Source organism: Candidatus Poribacteria bacterium, assembly GCA_021295755.1.
In the GTDB taxonomy this organism is placed as follows: domain Bacteria; phylum Poribacteria; class WGA-4E; order WGA-4E; family PCPOR2b; genus PCPOR2b.
Genome location: JAGWBT010000084.1, coordinates 1 through 18,131, shown reverse-complemented (window position 1 = coordinate 18,131; position 18,131 = coordinate 1). Strand labels below are relative to the sequence as shown.

General features: G+C 48.3%; 13 protein-coding genes and 2 pseudogenes. 1 reads left to right on the top strand and 14 read right to left on the bottom strand.

What is annotated here, in order from left to right:
- The first annotated feature begins 402 nt into the window (after nucleotides 1-402).
- Complete coding sequence (locus tag J4G02_13125) at nucleotides 403-1,029, top strand: DUF1080 domain-containing protein (protein ID MCE2395519.1); 627 nt, start codon at nucleotides 403-405, stop codon at nucleotides 1,027-1,029.
- A 54-nt stretch (nucleotides 1,030-1,083) separates the two neighbouring features.
- Here the strand turns inward: J4G02_13125 and J4G02_13120 are convergent, their stop codons facing one another.
- From J4G02_13120 to J4G02_13055, 14 genes and pseudogenes are all read right to left on the bottom strand, one after another.
- Nucleotides 1,084-1,860: a phosphate ABC transporter ATP-binding protein gene (locus J4G02_13120; protein MCE2395518.1), complete on the bottom strand. Its 777-nt coding sequence runs from the start codon at nucleotides 1,858-1,860 to the stop codon at nucleotides 1,084-1,086.
- Nucleotides 1,857-2,630: a phosphate ABC transporter ATP-binding protein gene (locus J4G02_13115; GenBank protein ID MCE2395517.1), complete on the bottom strand. Its 774-nt coding sequence runs from the start codon at nucleotides 2,628-2,630 to the stop codon at nucleotides 1,857-1,859. The genes J4G02_13120 and J4G02_13115 overlap by 4 nt, the downstream gene beginning before the upstream one ends.
- Nucleotides 2,631-2,720: 90 nt before the next feature.
- Nucleotides 2,721-3,662 (bottom strand): phosphate ABC transporter permease PstA, encoded by a 942-nt coding sequence (gene pstA, locus J4G02_13110; GenBank protein MCE2395516.1) that lies wholly within the window; start codon nucleotides 3,660-3,662, stop codon nucleotides 2,721-2,723.
- 19 nt (nucleotides 3,663-3,681) lie between these two features.
- Nucleotides 3,682-4,562: pseudogene (pstC, locus tag J4G02_13105) on the bottom strand (phosphate ABC transporter permease subunit PstC).
- A 19-nt stretch (nucleotides 4,563-4,581) separates the two neighbouring features.
- Complete coding sequence (phoU, locus tag J4G02_13100) at nucleotides 4,582-6,549, bottom strand: phosphate signaling complex protein PhoU (protein MCE2395515.1); 1,968 nt, start codon at nucleotides 6,547-6,549, stop codon at nucleotides 4,582-4,584.
- A gap of 93 nt (nucleotides 6,550-6,642) precedes the next feature.
- Complete coding sequence (locus J4G02_13095; protein ID MCE2395514.1) at nucleotides 6,643-7,677, bottom strand: hypothetical protein; 1,035 nt, start codon at nucleotides 7,675-7,677, stop codon at nucleotides 6,643-6,645.
- 201 nt (nucleotides 7,678-7,878) lie between these two features.
- Nucleotides 7,879-8,820, bottom strand: a complete 942-nt coding sequence (locus J4G02_13090; protein ID MCE2395513.1) for an energy transducer TonB — start codon at nucleotides 8,818-8,820, stop codon at nucleotides 7,879-7,881.
- Nucleotides 8,821-8,901: 81 nt separating this feature from the next.
- Nucleotides 8,902-9,312 carry a hypothetical protein gene (locus J4G02_13085; protein MCE2395512.1) on the bottom strand — a complete coding sequence of 137 codons (411 nt, stop codon included), beginning with the start codon at nucleotides 9,310-9,312 and terminating at the stop codon, nucleotides 8,902-8,904.
- Nucleotides 9,313-9,479: 167 nt separating this feature from the next.
- Complete coding sequence (locus J4G02_13080) at nucleotides 9,480-10,814, bottom strand: T9SS C-terminal target domain-containing protein (protein ID MCE2395511.1); 1,335 nt, start codon at nucleotides 10,812-10,814, stop codon at nucleotides 9,480-9,482.
- A gap of 64 nt (nucleotides 10,815-10,878) precedes the next feature.
- The gene (locus tag J4G02_13075) at nucleotides 10,879-13,713 is read right to left on the bottom strand and encodes a TonB-dependent receptor (GenBank protein MCE2395510.1); all 2,835 of its coding nucleotides are present in this window, start codon (nucleotides 13,711-13,713) and stop codon (nucleotides 10,879-10,881) included.
- A 286-nt stretch (nucleotides 13,714-13,999) separates the two neighbouring features.
- Nucleotides 14,000-15,123 (bottom strand): annotated as a pseudogene (locus J4G02_13070) (DUF839 domain-containing protein).
- A 282-nt stretch (nucleotides 15,124-15,405) separates the two neighbouring features.
- The gene (locus J4G02_13065) at nucleotides 15,406-16,092 is read right to left on the bottom strand and encodes a response regulator (GenBank protein MCE2395509.1); all 687 of its coding nucleotides are present in this window, start codon (nucleotides 16,090-16,092) and stop codon (nucleotides 15,406-15,408) included.
- A 251-nt stretch (nucleotides 16,093-16,343) separates the two neighbouring features.
- A complete protein-coding gene (fbp, locus tag J4G02_13060) occupies nucleotides 16,344-17,354 on the bottom strand; it encodes a class 1 fructose-bisphosphatase (protein ID MCE2395508.1) in 1,011 nt (336 codons plus the stop codon).
- Nucleotides 17,355-17,459: 105 nt separating this feature from the next.
- A complete protein-coding gene (locus tag J4G02_13055; protein ID MCE2395507.1) occupies nucleotides 17,460-17,993 on the bottom strand; it encodes a DUF1080 domain-containing protein in 534 nt (177 codons plus the stop codon).
- Between the last annotated feature and the right edge of the window lie 138 nt (nucleotides 17,994-18,131).

The window sequence follows — 18,131 nt, the reverse complement described above, 5'->3', positions numbered from 1 at the left end:
TCCGTAGGTTACATGTTCTGCCTATTGACTGCGTAATTCCTATATCTATTATAGCGCTGCTTAAAATAAATGCAACATAAATTTTCAGCCTTGATTTGCCTCCGATTTTCAATGCAGGTATCTTATTCTCTTTTGCACATTTTCACTACTAACTCGGAATTCTTAAACTATTGAGAAAAATGAACAGACTTTATTGTTGACAAAATTTTCTGGTTATGCTATCATTCTTGTTACCATCTAGTGGAATGATCAAGGGAGGTGCTGTCTTTTAGGAGACAGTGCTTCCCCCATCAAGGGAGCTTTCTCTCAGGAGACGGTTCTTCCCTTGATCTCAAACTCAGATGCAGAGCAGGGCTGATTTTTTAGCCCTGCTTTTTTATTTTACAAAAGAGAGGGCAATCGATGATACAAACACCACCGGAGGCGGCAGTTGTTCTTTTTGACGGCAAAGATCTCAGCAACTGGACGAAGTTTGATGGAGGTGCACCGGCTTGGGGGGTCGCTGACAACGCGATGACCGTGACCGCCGGCGGAGGCGACATCGTGAGTCGGGAGGAGTTTACCGATTTTCTACTTCACTTGGAGTTTATGACACCTGATATGCCCGATGCAACGGGTCAAGCGAAGGGAAATAGCGGGGTATTCCTTCAGGGACGGTATGAAATCCAGGTCTTGGATTCCTACGGGATTGATGTGCCGGGCATGGGAGACTGTGGCGCAATTTACAACCAATTTGCATCGTTGGTGAACGCTTGCAAGCCGCCACTTGAATGGCAAACATACGATGTGGTATTCCGTGCTGCTCGCGTGGATGAGTCGGGAGAGATAGAGGAAAATGCGCGTGTAACTGTGCTGCAGAACGGGGTTGTGATACAGAATAACGTCCAAATACAGGGGGCTACAGGTGGGGCGACGGACGACGATGCCGCAGCGCCGGGCCCCTTACGGCTGCAGGACCACGGTAACCCAGTGAAATATCGCAATATTTGGGCTGTACCGCTTCCGCTGAAGGGTTCGGAGGTATATTAATTTAATGCTGGGATGCTGCACCGACCCTCGAAATGCAAGCGCGGAGTTTGTCGATTAGCCGTATCGTCCTTCGATATAGTCCGCTGTTTTTTCGTTTTGAGGCGTTAGGAACAGATCTTCAGTGCGGCTGTGCTCAATAATCTCACCGAGCAGCATGAAGATACATTCATCGCTTATACGACGTGCCTGCGCCATATTATGTGTGACAATTAGAATGGTGTAGTGTCCCGCAAGCTCCAACATCAACTCTTCAACTGCCCGTGTCCCTTTGGCATCAAGGGTAGAACATGGTTCGTCCATTAAAATCACCCGCGGTTTCAGCGGCAGCAGCCGAGCTATGCACAACTTTTGCTGCTGTTCAAGCTGTAAGGTAGTTGCTCTCACCTTTAGTTGATCCTTCAGATCGTCCCACAGGAATACCTCCCTCAATGCTGCTTCAACAATATCGTCAGTTTCCGACTTTTTCCGTATGCGGTTTTCAGAATGAACACGCAGGCCGAACACAATATTCTCGTAAACGGAGATTGGTAGGGGATTCGGACGCTGAAACACCATACCGACGTTTTTGCGAAGTTCCGGTAATGAAACATCCGCATCGTAGATATTTTTACCGAGGATTTCAACCTCCCCGGTCGTCGTAACGTTGCCGTAGCGTTCGTTTACGCGGTTGAAACAGCGCAGCAACGTGGTTTTTCCACAGCCGGAGGGGCCAATAAGCCCTGTTATCAAACCGTCAATAATCTTCACACTCACATTGATAAGTGCCTGAAAATCACCATACCACAGGTTAAGCTGACGGGTTTCAATGCTATGTCTTTTGTCTGCGCTCATCCGAAGTTTCCATTCACATAGTCATAGGTTAGTCTGTTCGCCGGTGAATCGGAGAAAATAACGTCGTTGTCGTCGATTTCGATTAGCTCGCTCTCGAATATAAAAGCGGTACGATTTGCCAAGCGACGTGCCTGTTGAACCAAATTGGTGACGAGGATAATGGTGATTTGCGATTGTAATTCTTTGAGGATATCCTCAATTCGCATTGTTGTCACCGGATCGACGGCAATCGAAAATTCGTCGAGGCAAAGAATTTCGGGTTGGTGTGAGAGCGCACGAGCGATGGTCAAGCGCTGCTGCTGTCCGCCCGACAGCTTCGTGCCGAGACTGTTGAGTCGGTCTTTAACCTCATCCCAAAGGGCTGCCTGTTGCAGACAACGCTCGACGAGTTCGTCTAACTCGCTCCGGTTGTGGATGCCCGCAGTCCGAGGCGCGAAAGCAACATTATCGTAGATGGACAATGGTAAGCCAACTGGAAGCGGAAATACCATCCCAATTCGGCGGCGCAGTTGGTTGACGTTTTTGACGCTTTTCACATCCGCACCGTCGATTTTCACCAAACCGCTGACCTGTGCACTTGGCTCGAATTCGATCGTGCGATTAATCGTTTTCAACAGTGTTGTCTTGCCAGATTGCGCGGGACCGATAATGCCTAGTATTTCATTCTCATATACATCGAAAGAAATTCCTTGGAGAGCTTTCGCTTCCCCGTATCGGACGGTGAGATCCGCAATTTCAATTTTCTTCGTAGAGTTAGATATCTGTGCCAATGTCTTAGATTTTACCGTAATAGGAGTTACACATTTCAGTATGTAGTTGCCTGATTCATCGGGCGTCACCACGGATTTCCAATCTAAATCCTACCATCGCTTTCGAGATCGCAGATACACACGCAGCACAATCGCCACTGCGTTCACCATCAACACAGCGCCCAACAGCACAACGGCTGTGCCGTACTCTAAGGCTTCGGGAACCCCCGGCACTTGCGTCGAGAGTTGATACAAGTGCATCGAGAGTGCCATAAACCGATCCAATAGACCGTAGGCGAGAACATCCCCTTCAGAAATTGCCTTAAAAAATACCGCTCCAGTAAACATAATGGGGGCAGTTTCACCTGCCGCCCGCGACACCTGTAAAATGACTCCGGTCAGGATACCACTGATTGAGTTTGGCAGAACAATACCACGAATTGTCTGCCACCGTGTCGCACCGGTATTCCAACACGCTTCGCGGAACGCCATCGGAACAGCGCCGAGTGCCTCTTTCGTGCTTGCAATGATAACCGGCAACGTCATAATCGCCAATGTGAGTGAAGCCGCTAAAACTGAGCGTCCCATCCTTGCAAAATACACGAAGGCGCCCACCCCAAAAAGTGCGTGAACGATACTCGGTACGCCGGCGAGATTGACCACTGCGAGGTTGATTATACGGGTGAACCAACTTTCGCGGGCATATTCGTTCAGATACACTGCTGCCAACACACCGATCGGTGCAGAAACGAGCAGCGAAATTATCACGATGTAAATTGTTCCAAGCAGCGGTGCCCATATACCGCCGGCTCTCATCCCATTTGTAGGATTTGTGAAAAAGAACTCTGGAGACAGGACCGGCGCTGCCTTGACAAAGAGATATACAACGATGAGGATAAGCGGCAAGATCATCAACAGCGTCATCACGAAAAAGATGCCTCGTGCGATATTCTCCATCAACTGTTTTTTACGGCTCTGTGCGGTTGCGGTGAACATCAAGTGAGGAGCGACGACTTCTGGAGAGGTGGGGGAGGAATTTATATCTGTTGCCATCTAATTTCTCGAATGAACGCTACGCCTTTTCGCGGATGCCTTTAATCACAAGGTCGGTAACAAAGTTTACGATAAATGTAATTGTAAATAACAAAACACCGATAATAAACAACACACGATAATGATCACTGCCTACCGCTGCCTCACCTAATTCAGCTGCGATCGTGGCGGTCAGCGTACGGACAGAATCGAAAGGGCTATTTGGCATGTTTACCGCATGGCCCGTTGTCATCAACACCGCCATAGTCTCACCCACTGCGCGGCCGACGCCCAATAATACCGCTGCAAGCAGTCCATTCTTTGCAGTGGGCAATAACACACGGTAAACCACCTGCCATCGTGTTGCACCGAGTGCTTCAGCCGCTTCTCGGTATGAATCCGGAACCGCCTTGAGTGCGTCCTCACCGATAGAGACAATGATAGGGACGCTCATCAGTGCTAGAATGATGCCACCATTTAGCATCGTTAAGCCGATCGGCACGTTGAACAGTTCGATAATCAGAGCGTTCATCACCGTTAAACCGATGAAACCCCACACGACAGACGGAATCGCTGCGAGTAACTCGATGACGATTTTGAGCGTCTCCTTAAGATAGCTGCCCCAAGCCCGAACGGCACAGCGATAACCATTGCTAGAACCGTTACACTAAACGTGCCTGCGATTAATGCCAATACGCCGTAACGTTTATTATTCACAGAGGTGGGATACCATTCGGGGCTAGTGAGAAACTCAACGATGTCCAATCCGCCAAAGAAAAACCCCATCCCTTCCCGAAAGACGAAAAAGAAGATGCCGAAGACGAAGATAATCGCGCTGATACCACACAGGCGAATCATTGCTTCGATTACTGGCTCACACCAACGTCCCAGTTGGTGAAAAACATTCACGATTGTTCGCATAATTAATGGGCATCCATGCTCATTTCTGTCCGACGGGCACGTAACCTGTTTTCTCAACGATCCCCTGTCCCGTGGGCGAAAAGATCCAATCTAGGTAAGTCTGTTCCTGCGGTTCTGGCGTTCCAAGCGAGTACATATACAGGGGCCTTGCGATTGGATACGTGCCATCGAGGACGCCTTGGGCGGTGGGACCATAGGCGGCATCACCGGTGACTTTGGCAATTTTGAGCATCTTCACCTCTTCCGTGGCGTACCCCATGCCGCTATAGCCAATTGCACACGGTGTATGTGCCACGAGTTCGACGACATCCTTAGAACCGTGTAAATCTCTTGAGCCGAGCTTATAGTCGCGATTCTTGCCAAGCACTGCTGAACGAAAATAGACGAATGTTCCAGAATTCGATTGCCGGCTCACCCGAATAATTTCGTCATTAGAACACTCGCTATTATCGATCCCGAGCTGAGACCATTCAGTTATATCGCCACCTTCTCCATAGATGCTAGCAAGCTGCTCTAGGGAGATTTCAGCCAGCGGGTTGTCCTTATGGATGTAAACAGCAAGCGCATCATATCCAACGATGAACTCTTTTGGTGCTTCACCGGTACTCTCTACCACCCGTTCAGATTCCGCCGGGGTCATTTGACGACTACAATTTGCGATGTCTACCGTACCGCTAACCAGCGCAGCGATGCCGGTTCCCGAACCGCCACCGGAGACTTCAAGGGACACATTGGGTTCGACGGTAGCATACGCCTCTGCCCACGCCTGTGCGAGATTGACCATCGTATCAGAACCTGCGTTCTGAATCACGACTTTCTCTGCTTTCTTTGTACAGCCGTTTGAAAATAGACAGAACGCTACCGCAACGATAGCGCACAACACTTTATTAAACATCAGTTTCCTGCTCTTTCTCAACGTCATCACCGAGAATTGCTTGAACCAATTCTCGGATGTGTGATTCGCTTGAACTTCCGCTTCAGTTCCTTCAAGTTTTGATGGATCTGGCACTTCCCAACTAATACGTACCGGTCTCGACGGCAACGACGGGATTGCCTTTTCCGCTTTCTCAGAGAGCGATACGATGATTGCGTAATCTTTGAGATCTAAAATCTGGCTCAAATATTTGGAGGTCTGACCAGAAATGTCAATCCCTTTTTCCTCCATGAACTGCACCGTTCTTGAATCCAGCGGTTGGGATGCCGCCCCGGCACTGCTGAATCGTATCCTATGCGATTCGAGCGCATTGCCGATACCGACCGCCATCTGTCCTCGGCACGCATCGTGCTCGGCGACGAAAAGTACGCGCAACACCTGCTGGTAGTCATGCCTTAAATCTTCACCGGTACACATATACAAAACTTCTTCACAAATATTGCTTGCCTGATTCGCTACACGCTCCAAGCAGCTGACAATCGTCACCAGTGGCACCAGCGCCTCTGATGGCAATTCACCATTGCTATGCAGCTGGATTAAGTCACTATGAATTTCGTGGCGCAGGCTATCTATCACCCGTTCTTTTTCCCTTTCCCGCGCTGCCTTCGCCAATTCAGCATCGCTTTCACTGAAGGCATGCATAGCGTTGCGGAGGAACGGAATTGCGAGGTTGGCAATGTTGATGAGTTTGGGATGGGAGGCTTGTGCCCCCAAGTCACTGACAGTCAAAAATCGCCGAGCCATCGCTTTCGCATAATCGCCAACACGCTCTAATTCGGTATTAATTTTGATGACCGAATAAACAAAACGCATTTGAGTTGCGACGGGCAGGTGCTTAATCAGGAACCTCTGGCAAAGTGATTCTAGAGCCTCCTCTAACTCATCGATATGCCGATCCCTTAAGATCACAACATAAGCCGATTGTCGATCATTATGCTCAATCGCACTCAGACAGGTCTCTAACGCTTGCTCAACTAATTTGCCCATCTCAATTACATTGCTGCGGATCAGATCGATGTCCTGCTGCATGTTTTCTTCTAAGTGAGATTGCATAGCGTGTCCCCTCCAATTTTGTCAGATTCCAGCGCTTCTCATGATACATGGCAGTATATCATAGTTGAGGGACGATAAATAAAACAACCATTGCTAGAACCTAAAGAATCCCGTCAAACGTGGCATGATCGTCGCGTCAGGTTTGGCGCCGTTATCCGGTTCATCGTAAAAGACAAAAACAAGATTGGGCATGATATGAAACGCCTCGAATGGTGTCCAATCCAGTCCAGCAATGATCATATTCGGTGCTGCTGTGCCATCAAAGTGGACATAACCGTTGTTCGGAGCGGGGCTTGGATCGAACAGCCGATCAAACCGAGCAAAAGCCCATAGCTTCTTTTCGAGCAATTGCGCCGCGCCGAATACCGAGCTGGCTAAAATGTTAAGGTTGTCCTTGCCTTCCGGCTCCCGCGTCTGATTGGCAAGCTGAACACCGACCCGAAATTGATCGCTTTGATAGCCAAGCAAACCTTGTAATGTGTACCATCTGCTCCGATCCACCGCATTCTCAAAATCGGCATATCCTTCAACGATAACGCCTGTAACAGGCCTAGCTGCGAGCGAAAAAGCAATCTTCTTATTGCCATCAATTTCCGCACTTGTACTCGTACCGTTTGCGAATATCAGATGATAGTTAATTCTCTTTGATTTGTCGACATCGCCTTGTAGGGCTATACCAAAGTCGGAGCCGTTGCCCATTTTGTGCATGTGAAGCACTGTTTTCGCAACAGAGCGATAGCCCCATACCCGTTCAACATTCTTCCAAGTCGGGTTGCTAGATAACCCCAAATAAATATTCGTCCGCCACTCGGGTTTCTTCCATCTCAGATAGGCGTTTTTGAGAAACGGTTCGATCTTCTTACGCTCTGTGGGAAATGCTGCGCCATTCATCTCAAACCGAAACCGCGTGGAAAATGCGTCCGACAAGTCCCTGTCGTAATCGAAGTAGACGCGCCGATACTGGAATCCATTCCGTTCCTCAAGTTCAGCGTTGTGGGATTTCAGCACGTAGTAATAATCACCAAAAAAGTAACCGCTAATCTTGCCCGCATCTCCCCACAAAACAGAGGCACTGCTCAATAATAGACACATAAGAGGTAGGATGCCGCGTCGAAAATATCTCTTCATCTGACCTCCATTCGGTAATATTTTTGTTCAATGACATTTCGGTAAATTATGTAACGCCACTCAACCTAAAAATATACCATAAATGTCACAAATTGTCACAAAAAAGCGTGTTATGAAACATGTCCCTATGAAAAGGGGGCTCGAACGGGACAAGGTAGAAATTCATAACGCGTCCGATGGAAGCTGTTGATTTGACACCTCTTAATTAGTTTTTAACTGAAAAGCGATCGGAATCTCTAGACGAAGCGTTGTCCCCTCTTGACCTTCAGGAAATGATGGAAAGGGCGCAGCATTTCGCACAGCGGACAAAGCAGCAGCATCAAGCGATTTGGAGCCAGAAGAGGCGGCAACCTTAACGTCAACAAGACTTCCATCACGCCGAATCGTAAATTGCACCTGTGATTCGCTACCGTCTGCTAAATTGCGTACCGATCGCGGATAACGTTGAGAACGTTTAATTTTTTCCCGTATTGATTGGAGAAACTCCGTAAAAGACTGTGTGGCATCTCTTAGCTCTGCTGTAATCGGTTCGCTTGCGTCTGGATTAAAATCCATTTGTGCAAAATTGTTCCCTGTATCAATCCTACTAGAGATTGATGTGTTCGTAAATTTTGGGGCTTCAAATTGAGGAGTCACAGCAACCACTTGTGCTTGACGGGCACCGGCAAATATACCCCTTCCAAGTTGGGTACTAGGTTCACCCATCGTTCCAACAGAGAGGCTGCTGGCTGGGACCGTAAATCTTTCACTGTCTATTGGGAGACGCGCACTAGTTGTAGCAATTTGCTGAAGTTGCGGTTTAGGTGTTGCAATGGCTTTTCTAGGAGTGCTAGTTTTGGCAACGCGTGGACGGGACCGGCGCTTGAGGGACGGTTTGGGAGCTGGTTTCATGAGCACCCCTTGCATCATCTCTTCATTGGCCATCTTTTCTTGGACAACGTATGCCGTCGCAATCAACGCACCGACGAGGTGCAATACAAGGGAAACAAAAAATGCACCTCCTCTTTTGCCGGCTTGCTTGCGGGTCGCTTGGATTTGACCCAGCACAGCATGCTCCTCAAGTTCATCCACAGATGGAGTGCTCACATGCGGTGTAGATGCTTGGTCATCACTAGGAAGCGTCGAAGATAAACTTGTTGCCATTTGCACTGGACGTGTTACTTTCTTTTTCTTTTTTGGGCTTTTGTTTACTCTATAATTAGAAATGTAACGACTCATATCTATTCACTCCTCATAGCTTAAAAGTTTATAACGATTGTCTTTCTTGACAACAGATCCAAGAATTCTCAATTCGACCTTTTCGCCGCTCGCTTTCTGTATTGTAAGCACCGTTCCGCGTAGCAGTTTAAAATCTTTATATGCTTCGGTTGGACGATTAAATTCCATGTCCACGAAGGTTAAGTTCTGACTGCCATACTGTTCAATCCAACTGCTAGCGCCCAGTAAGCACTTTTTGTTTAGATTTGACCATGCAAAATCAGGGGTAAAATTATATGGGGGACGGCTTGCAGGGAAAGCGGGCCAAATCCATGAAAGATACTCATCTTGGGTCACTCTCAGCCGATGTAGTCCATCGATGTCCCCACGATTTAGGGCATCAACGACGGCATGACCGAGGGCAGCTGGGGAATCCAAGCTGCCCTCCCATGCACTTTTTCTATGCCAACTGATTGATACAGTCAACAGGATGAAGAGAACTATCCCTGACGCAATTCGCCATTTCCATGTCATGAGATAAGGTAAAATTCAAGGATTGAACAGGATTGTTAAACATCTTAACCCTGAACATCCTTGAATCCTGATTAGTTTTGAGCGGTGGTTGTCCAGCCCGCTGTCCAGTTATCGTTAGGTCCCATGCCACCAATAAAATTCACCGGTTCAAAGAACCCATCTCCAGGCGGCGAAGCGACGGGAACCGTACCATTAACCGCAGGAGAACCCCCCTGTGGACGGAAATCCGGGTCAGTTAGGTTGAATGGATTGGTCAACATAGCATCTGCTTCAAGGTTATTGAACGCAGGATCCATTGCCCAAGCAGCTTCATCAAAATCTTCGTCCGGATCGGCGAAATTGCTCGGTTGGTTATTGGAGAAAATGGTGTTTTGAACAACAAGACCACCACTGTTCGCTTGAGCAATCGTTGAGGCATTATCAATATCAAGCCCAGCTTTGTTCTTAAAGCCGTGTACAATGATGTTACGGTAGATTCCCGCTGCGCCTTCACGGATCAACATACCGGTGTCACTCGTAGGCCCCTTCGGGTCACCGACAAGTGTGGCGTTATAAATTGTCGGGGCAGACCGCGGCGTTGCATCATTGTTCTTGCTGCTATTGTCATTTTCAAAGCCGTTGTCAGCCTCATCTCCACGCTGCTGTGCAATCCAGAATTGCCCTTTCCCCGTCCAACCGTCAGTCCAGTCGAAGGAGTCATCGCGTGCACCTGTAACAAGTGCGTGTTTGATGTTGACTGTGCCGCCGAACATCTCAATGCCGTCATCTTGATTGAGGTGAACTTGAACATAATCGACTACCGTACCGGAACCGACACCTTGGAAGGCGATACCATTTAACTCGTTATCTGGGCTAAACTCAATGCCCGCGAATTCGACACGAACATATTTGAGAACGCCGCTGCTATCTGCGGGATTATTTCCACCGAAAGCACCTGTGTCCCCTTCACCAAATGTAACGCCTTGGTTGCTAGGAGCACGACCGTTAATAATCAAACCTCCCCATTGCCCGCGGCCTCGTGAACCTTCGAACGCATCACTCGTGAAAACAATTGGCGCATTCTGTGTTCCTTCAGCCATAATCTTTGAACCTTGCGCGATGATGAGAGTTCCGTTGGAAACACCTTCACCATAAATAGTAGTGCCCGGCTCAATCGTCAAGGTGGCACTGTTCTCCACAAACACAGCTCCTCGCAATATATGTTCGCGGCTTGCTTTGAGGGTCATGTCTACCGTGATTTTACCCTCAAGGAGGTTTGGACCACTCGGTTCCTCAGCGGTGGTGACATCGCCACCATCATCAGTATCAACGCTGTCGATGTCTTCATCTTCGCCGCAACCCACCAACAAAAGGGCGAGGCAGATAGACAAGACAGACAACAACCGGAAAAACAAAAGGTTACTCATTGAATTAAACTTCCTTTCTTGGTTAGATTTAGCATGAAACATTAAAGAGAGTTTTTCTTATTCTTTACAAGTTGTAACTCAAGCCGAACGAAATGGTCCGACCCGTGCGATACCGCACGTAGGTTTCGCCACCTTGTTCTAAGGTAACGTCAGGATTCAGCAAATTCTTTGCTGAAAGGCTCAAACGGAGAAATGGGAGAAGTTGTCTCCCAAATGTCATATCCAATTGCGAACGTGGCAGTTCAAACACATCTGGACTGCCGTGGTTACCTACCTCCGCAATTCGTTTTCCGAAGACATGATATGCAACTGCAGCGGTCATTTCCAAATCAGGATTATCATATCCGAGACTGGCGTTCACAACGTAAGGTGACTGCCCTTGCAGTGCACGCTCAGAAGATGTTTGAATACCCACATCCGGCAACTCAACTCTGGAGGAGATAAGCGCGACGTTGGTGTTGACAGAAAAATGTCTCAATCCTGAAGCAAGGATACTGAGATTTTGACGTACTTCCAATTCAAGTCCGAAGTTATTTGCCGCTTCCGCGTTCTCGTAGGTAATTCGGACTTCAGCTGCAGGTTGGATTATCTGCTCAATCGGCTTATGGAATTTCTTATAGAAACCGCTAACAGCGACCACGCCTCCTAATTCGGGGAAAGCCTCCCAACGGAGGTCGTAGTTATCAATCTTTGTGCGCTCAAGTTCAGGATTGCCGAAAATGGTTCTGCCACCGACGAAATCCGTAAATTCAAAGGGTGCCAATTCCCGAAGGTCTGGCCTCGTTACCGTGCGAGATGCCGCCACGCGCAGATTCATCCGCTCCGTCAGGCGGTATGTCAGGTTTAGACTGGGCAGGATATCTGTAGTATCTAGATTAGCCTCAATTGCCTGCTGCTCTGCAGCGAAAGGATCGAAGGTCGTAACATTCTGATCTGAAACCTCCAACCGGGCACCAGTCGTCACACGAAACTTCTTCGACAGTGGGAGATCAATCATCCCGTAGCTAGCCCACACGCTATGGGCGGCGAGGTAGTTATCCGTTGCTCGTGTCGATTCTCGAAGCTCAAAGAGGTTAGGGGCAATATGTTCTGCGGTGAACAATTGCTCTGGAGGAGCGGTTCGGTCTAAAAATAGCTCAATATTATCGGAGGGCAAAAACCGAAAACGACGGGCATCAAATGTTCTGTCGCGGTCTCTCCACATCCCACCGACTTTGAATAATCCCGTTGTCAAAATTGGCATTGACCAATCAAGCCTGCCGCTGATTTCATCGTCTGCCAAATCAAAAAAGAAACGGCTACCGCTCTGAGTAATATCGCGGAAAAGCCATTCGTCCCGGCGTTTTTCATAAATGACCTCGCGGGTATCCGGCTCGTTTCGCATTGCACGTGAAAAAGTCAAACGCCAAGAGAGCGTCGGTACTGGCGCAAACTCTGGTTCACTAGTATCGCTTTCTTCCGCTGCTTCTGATTCTCCATCAAGGTTGTCGGAAGAAAAGTCAAATTCATGATCGCCGGCAAGCTGGCTAGAAAGAAGACCCCGTTCTACATAAAGCAAGCGAGAACTTCGCATATCTGTGTCACGATCTGCGTTGAACCCCTCCCAAGTCCGTGTTTCATCTTCGGCGGTATGGCTATATAGTGTTCTCAAGCTCACCTTGTGTCCGGGTGAAAAACGCATACTTGTGCTCAGCACCCCGCCCCAACTAACATCGTTGGCACTTCGCTCTACCAGATATTTCGTCACCGGTGTAAGCTCATCCAAGCCTAGCCGAAACGCATTCTGTTCTTCTTCCGGGCGATGGCTGTGTCCATTGCCGTATGAAATAATCCCTAAATACCCGAAATCCTTTCCGGCAAGCTGGGTGGAATTTCCAATGCTGAACTTATGGCTTTGGTTCGCTGGAGCAGTGTATCTCTCCGGCGACCAGACATTGTCGAAAGCTCTGCCAAACTTCTGAATTTCCTCTGGTGTGAATCCGCCCCGGGTAAAGCGTCCACGCTCGCGGATTGGAACCTCCGGAGGCTGATCCGCAATAATATCAGGGAGTGCGCGTGTGCCGTCGTCAAACCCAAATCTATCTAAAGTTCCACCCGGATACTCAAGAAGTTCCTTGCCCGTTGTTTCCGTATTAAAACTACTGGACATGGATAACGACATGGTGAATGCATCCGGAAAATCTTTCGTGAAAACCTGCACCGACCCTCCGGCGAAGTTGCCCGGCTGATCAGGAGAGAAAGTCTTAACGGTTTGAAGGCTTTCCAGAAGGTTGGCGGGAAAAATATCCATCGGCACAACGCGGCGGTTGGGTTCAGGGCTTGGAATCTGGACACTGTTCAGTAGAGTATTGCTATAACGTTCCCCGAGGCCCCGCACAAAGACGTATCGTCCACCGACGATACTGATGCCAGTAACCCGCTTTAACGCCTCCCCGGCATCCGAGACAGGTAGTTTCGCCATCAACTCAGTGCTGATGCTATCTTCGACGGCGAAACTTAATCGTCGCTTCTCCAAGAGACCAGTTTCACTGGATTCACTCAGGCGGACAGGTAGATGTATAGGACCTAACTTAATGACTTGAGGGGTGAGGACAACGCGGAGGGTTTGCTTCGGCTGCGATTCGTTTACTTCAATTCCGGATACGGTCTGTGTGAGGTAGAAAGGAAATCGGATGTTGATGTTGTGAGTGCCTAAAGGGACTTTGAGTGCAAATGTCCCATCCTGATCGGTTGCTATACGCTGACCAGTCGCGCTCAATATGACGGTTACGTCTGCTATAGGTACTCCCGTTGCTTCATCGAGGACAATCCCTTCAATGCTTCCGATCTGTTGTGCGATGAGTGTTGAAGGAACCCAACAGAGATATGCGATCAACACCCACAAAAACGGTTGTTTCATTTCTCTCCTTTTCTGATTACATCTCTCCTTTTTGACGATCCCAAGTATAGTTCAAAAATGTTACAGAATTGTGACCTTTCTTTCGATTTTCTGTGGCAATTAACTGCCATGAAGACAATCCAATTTAGGGTATTGGCATTCGGAAAGAGTAAAACAAAATTTGGGCTGAAGAGCCGAAACTCTCCAGCCCAAATTTCTCGATTTCCCCAACCAACAGCCAAAAGTATAGCATCGAAATGTTACAAAAATTTATCGTTCTTTTGGCTTTTTTATAGAGAATACTTTTTTACGCCTTGATAGACTTGTTCCAGGTACCCGTAATGGCGAGGGTCATCCCGGCACCTTGGATGTTGACAAACAATGTGCTACCATTCGGTGAGAATGTTGCACCGGCAAACTCTGACCTGTTGCGTGAGTTCTTGGCGAATCTGTAAAGTTTACCCTGTGGTGTTACACCCACAATAAACTGCGTCCCTGGACCATCCTCACACAGGATGAGATCTCCCCAAGGCGCAACTGTTATATTGTCGCCATTCTCTAAGAGATCGCTGTTGTTAGGTTCAATAAACAGTTCAAGTGTTCCCGGTTGTTTATCTGCGGCAGGCGTTCCCTCAAACGGGCTGGGAATATAACGCCAAACTTGGCCCTTCTTGCGATAGCCACCATTTGTACAGACAAAGTAGATACTATCGTTGCTATGCCACATCCCCTCACCTCGCGCAAATCTTGCTGCACCTTTATCGAAACCTTGTAGACGCAGATCATCTTTGGGAGATTCGACATTCTGAATATCGACCCAAACAACTTCCATTTTCTCGCCAACCGCAATCGCATCATAAGTCCAAGGAAAAACCTTATCTGCCCACCCTTTCCAATTTCGAGTGTCGGCACTTTTCATGTCGCGGATTGCCATCGCCTGAAGCCGACCACCCCGCGCAAGTTTTCCGGGGACGTCCGGGATGAAGCGGTAAATCAGGCTATCGTGCCGATCTTCGGTCTGGTATACAATCCCACTCTTTGGGCCCACAGCGACCGCCTCATGATTGAATCGTCCCATCGCTTTTAGCGGTATCGGTGTCGTCAAACCGATGGTAGCAGAAACAGGCACTTCAAAATTGTTTTCCCATTTGAACCCGGAAAAGCTGCCATACCATCGTGAGCACCCGGAACGAGAAATCCATCGTCCATGCGCTCTCCGACGGTGGAAAAGGTGTGATATGTGAAGCCTTCAGGGAGGTCAAGAATGCCATAAGGGTCTGGCAGAAAATCGCCATACCTATTGATGGTGAGAACTTGGGGTGTAGCTTCAGTCAACAACCGACTACACCCGGAGAAACCGAGCGCAATCGCTCCAGAAGCGGTTGCCATTGCGCTAGAACGCAGAAAGCGACGGCGAGATATTTTTCTCATAGTTACACCTATGCTATCAGGATTTCGAAAATCATTGTCTTCAATGAAGGCACATCCGGAATCCGCTTTTATCGATTCATCCGAATATACTCAGTGACTAAACATCAGTGTATCTTTTGAATGTCACAATGCTGTGAAGATCTGGTGGCAAATTGGTGGAAATTCTATGACTATTTTGTGACGGGTATTTAGAAGCGCGATGAAAAATAAAAAAAGCCCGGTGAGCATTTGTCCCACCGGGCTTTTATCGTCTCTCATTTAACGAATGATATTTCTATGATTTTACTCCTTGAGCCGATATCCAACTCCATGCACCGTCTCAATCCGTTCCCCGAACTGCCCCAACTTCCTCCGCAAACGACTTACATGGGTATCCATCGTGCGCTCAATGCCGTAATATTCTTGTCCCCAAACCGCATCCATCAGGATACTGCGCGTGAATACACGCCCCGGAGAATGAGCAAATAAAGAAAGAATTTTGAATTCTGTGGCAGTTAGATCAATAACATCGCCATCGCTGAACACTTGGTGTCTGTCCAAATCAATCTTTAAGTCATCAATTTGGATCTGGTTTGAAGGTCTGTTGCGCGGAACATTAGGTGCACGACGCAACACAGCGCGGACTCTCAGCATAACTTCTCGAGGACTGAAGGGCTTGGTGATGTAGTCGTCGGCACCTAGCTCCAAACCAACGATGCGATCAATTGCCTCACCCTTTGCCGTCAACATAATAATGGGAATGCCTGCGGTCTCAGGATCGCCTTTCAAGGTGCGACAGACCTCCAGTCCGTCCACCTCTGGAAGCAATAGATCCAAGAGAACGAGATCGGGCGGCTCGATTTTTGCCCGGTCAAGGGCATCCGCCCCATTAAAAACTGCCTCAGTCTTAAAACCCGCTTGGTCCAAATTGTACACTAATAGCTCAACAATATCGGGCTCATCTTCCACAATCAGAATCTTTGATGCCATTTTCCTTCTCGAAGATGTTGTGAATCCGGACAGCAAAAGCATGGTTAAAGCAAAACGCTCAGTTGCGCTGCTGCTCGGATTCGACATTTATCTCAACAGTAAATAGGAGACACAAAAATTGTAAATAAGAGATGTTACAGAATTTTGGCATTTCTATGACTTTGTTGTGTAATTTTATATTTTGTCATTCTCGGTTGAGTGTTCCAAAATTCAAAGAAATCCTACTTCACAGATGGCTATAAGTTTCCGAATCATCCTCCCCAAAACGACAGCAACCGTTTAACCTCGTCTCTGCTACCGACAACCAACGGTGTTCTCTCGTGAATGGACTGCAGTTGTTTTTCTAAGATGCGCTGTCTCCCGTCACTAGCAATTCCACCTGCCTGCTCTGCCAAGAACGCTATCGGATTAGCTTCATATAACAACCGCAGCTTACCGAACCGGTCCTTCTGCGTCGGCGGATAGAGAAACACACCCCCGCGGAGAAGTGTACGGTGGAAATCAGAAACCAGCGAGCCGACATACCGCAGGCTGTAACCCCCCGCTTCTTCTGACTTTGCCCACTCAAGATATTTCTGCACGCCTCGCGGGAAGGTCAGGGCGTAGGCTTCGTTGACACTGTAGGTTCTGCCATTTTCGGGCATCTGCACGTTTTCCTGTGTCAACACATAAGCCCCAATTGATGGGTCGAGCGTGAATATGTGGACACCATCTCCCGCGGTATAGACCATCACCGTGCTGCTGCCGTATAATACATAGCCAGCAGCAACCTGTTGAATACCGGGCTGGAGAATATGCGGCATCGCATCGTTTCTATCGATATCGGGCTTACGTCTAAGGATTGAAAATATGGTGCCGATTGGTACGTTCACATCAATGTTACTTGAACCGTCGAGAGGGTCAAACAGGACTACATATCTCCCGGCTTCTCCTACGTCTTGAACGATGCGCGGTTCAGCATCTTCCTCAGAGATCATCATTCCGACATTTCCGCGGTATCCCAAACATTGCATGAGTGTTTCGTTGGCGATAACATCAAGTTTTTGAACCATCTCCCCTTGAACATTATTTGTTCCAGTGGGACCGAGAACATCGAGGAGTCCCGCTTGACGGACCCGATCTTGTATAATCTTTGTCGCTAGCGTGATTCCTGACAGCAACCAACTGAACTCTCCTGTTGCGCCGGGGTAGCGCTGTTGCCCTTCAATGATATGCTGCTCGATTGTTACAATTGGTCTATAGTGTGGCACGTTTGCCGTCATCTACGCTCCTTTTGTGGAAAAATGGTTCAAAAAACTGACCACGCGCCCGGTTAGAAAACATAATGAATAGGGCATTAAGTTTGAGCCGTTTATTCATATCCGTTGTTATAGTTCCCGAATCTGAATATTACGAAATTGAACGGGTCCATGGTCCCCCTGCAACATCAGAGGGCCCTTGGGTGGATTATCATCAGCGAGTTGTCCGCCTGTTGGCCCTTCGATGGTCACGTTGTCGTGAATCTGGACTCCGTTTAGCAGTACTGTCAGGCTCATACCCTTGAGTGTTGCCTCCACCGTTTGCCATTCCCCGGCTGGCTTGCTTGCTTCGACATCTACATGCTTCTGATTATAGAGGGCACCATTTTCCGCTGGATACGAGTAGGTCTTCCCCAGACTGTCTAAAACCTGGATCTCATATCGGCCCCGGAGGTAGATACCACTGTTGCTATCTGCTGGCACCAGATACTCGATATGTAGTTTAAAGTCCCCAAACTCTTGCTCCGTCATGATATCTACACCTTTATCGGTGTTGTCAAGGATGCCGTCGTGAACAACCCACTTGTGTTCTTGGTCTGGATGCCGCATCCGCCAACCGGTGAGATCTGTTCCATTAAAAAGCTGAGTCGATTCGTTTGCCATGAATGCTATCTCCTTTGTAGTAAATTGAATTACAACTTCTTGGTGAGGGCGAGGCAAGTCCGCCCATATTATCTATCAGTTATAATTACCATCAACCGCCGGGGATGTAAAGGGTTCGATCTGCAACGGGTAATGCCA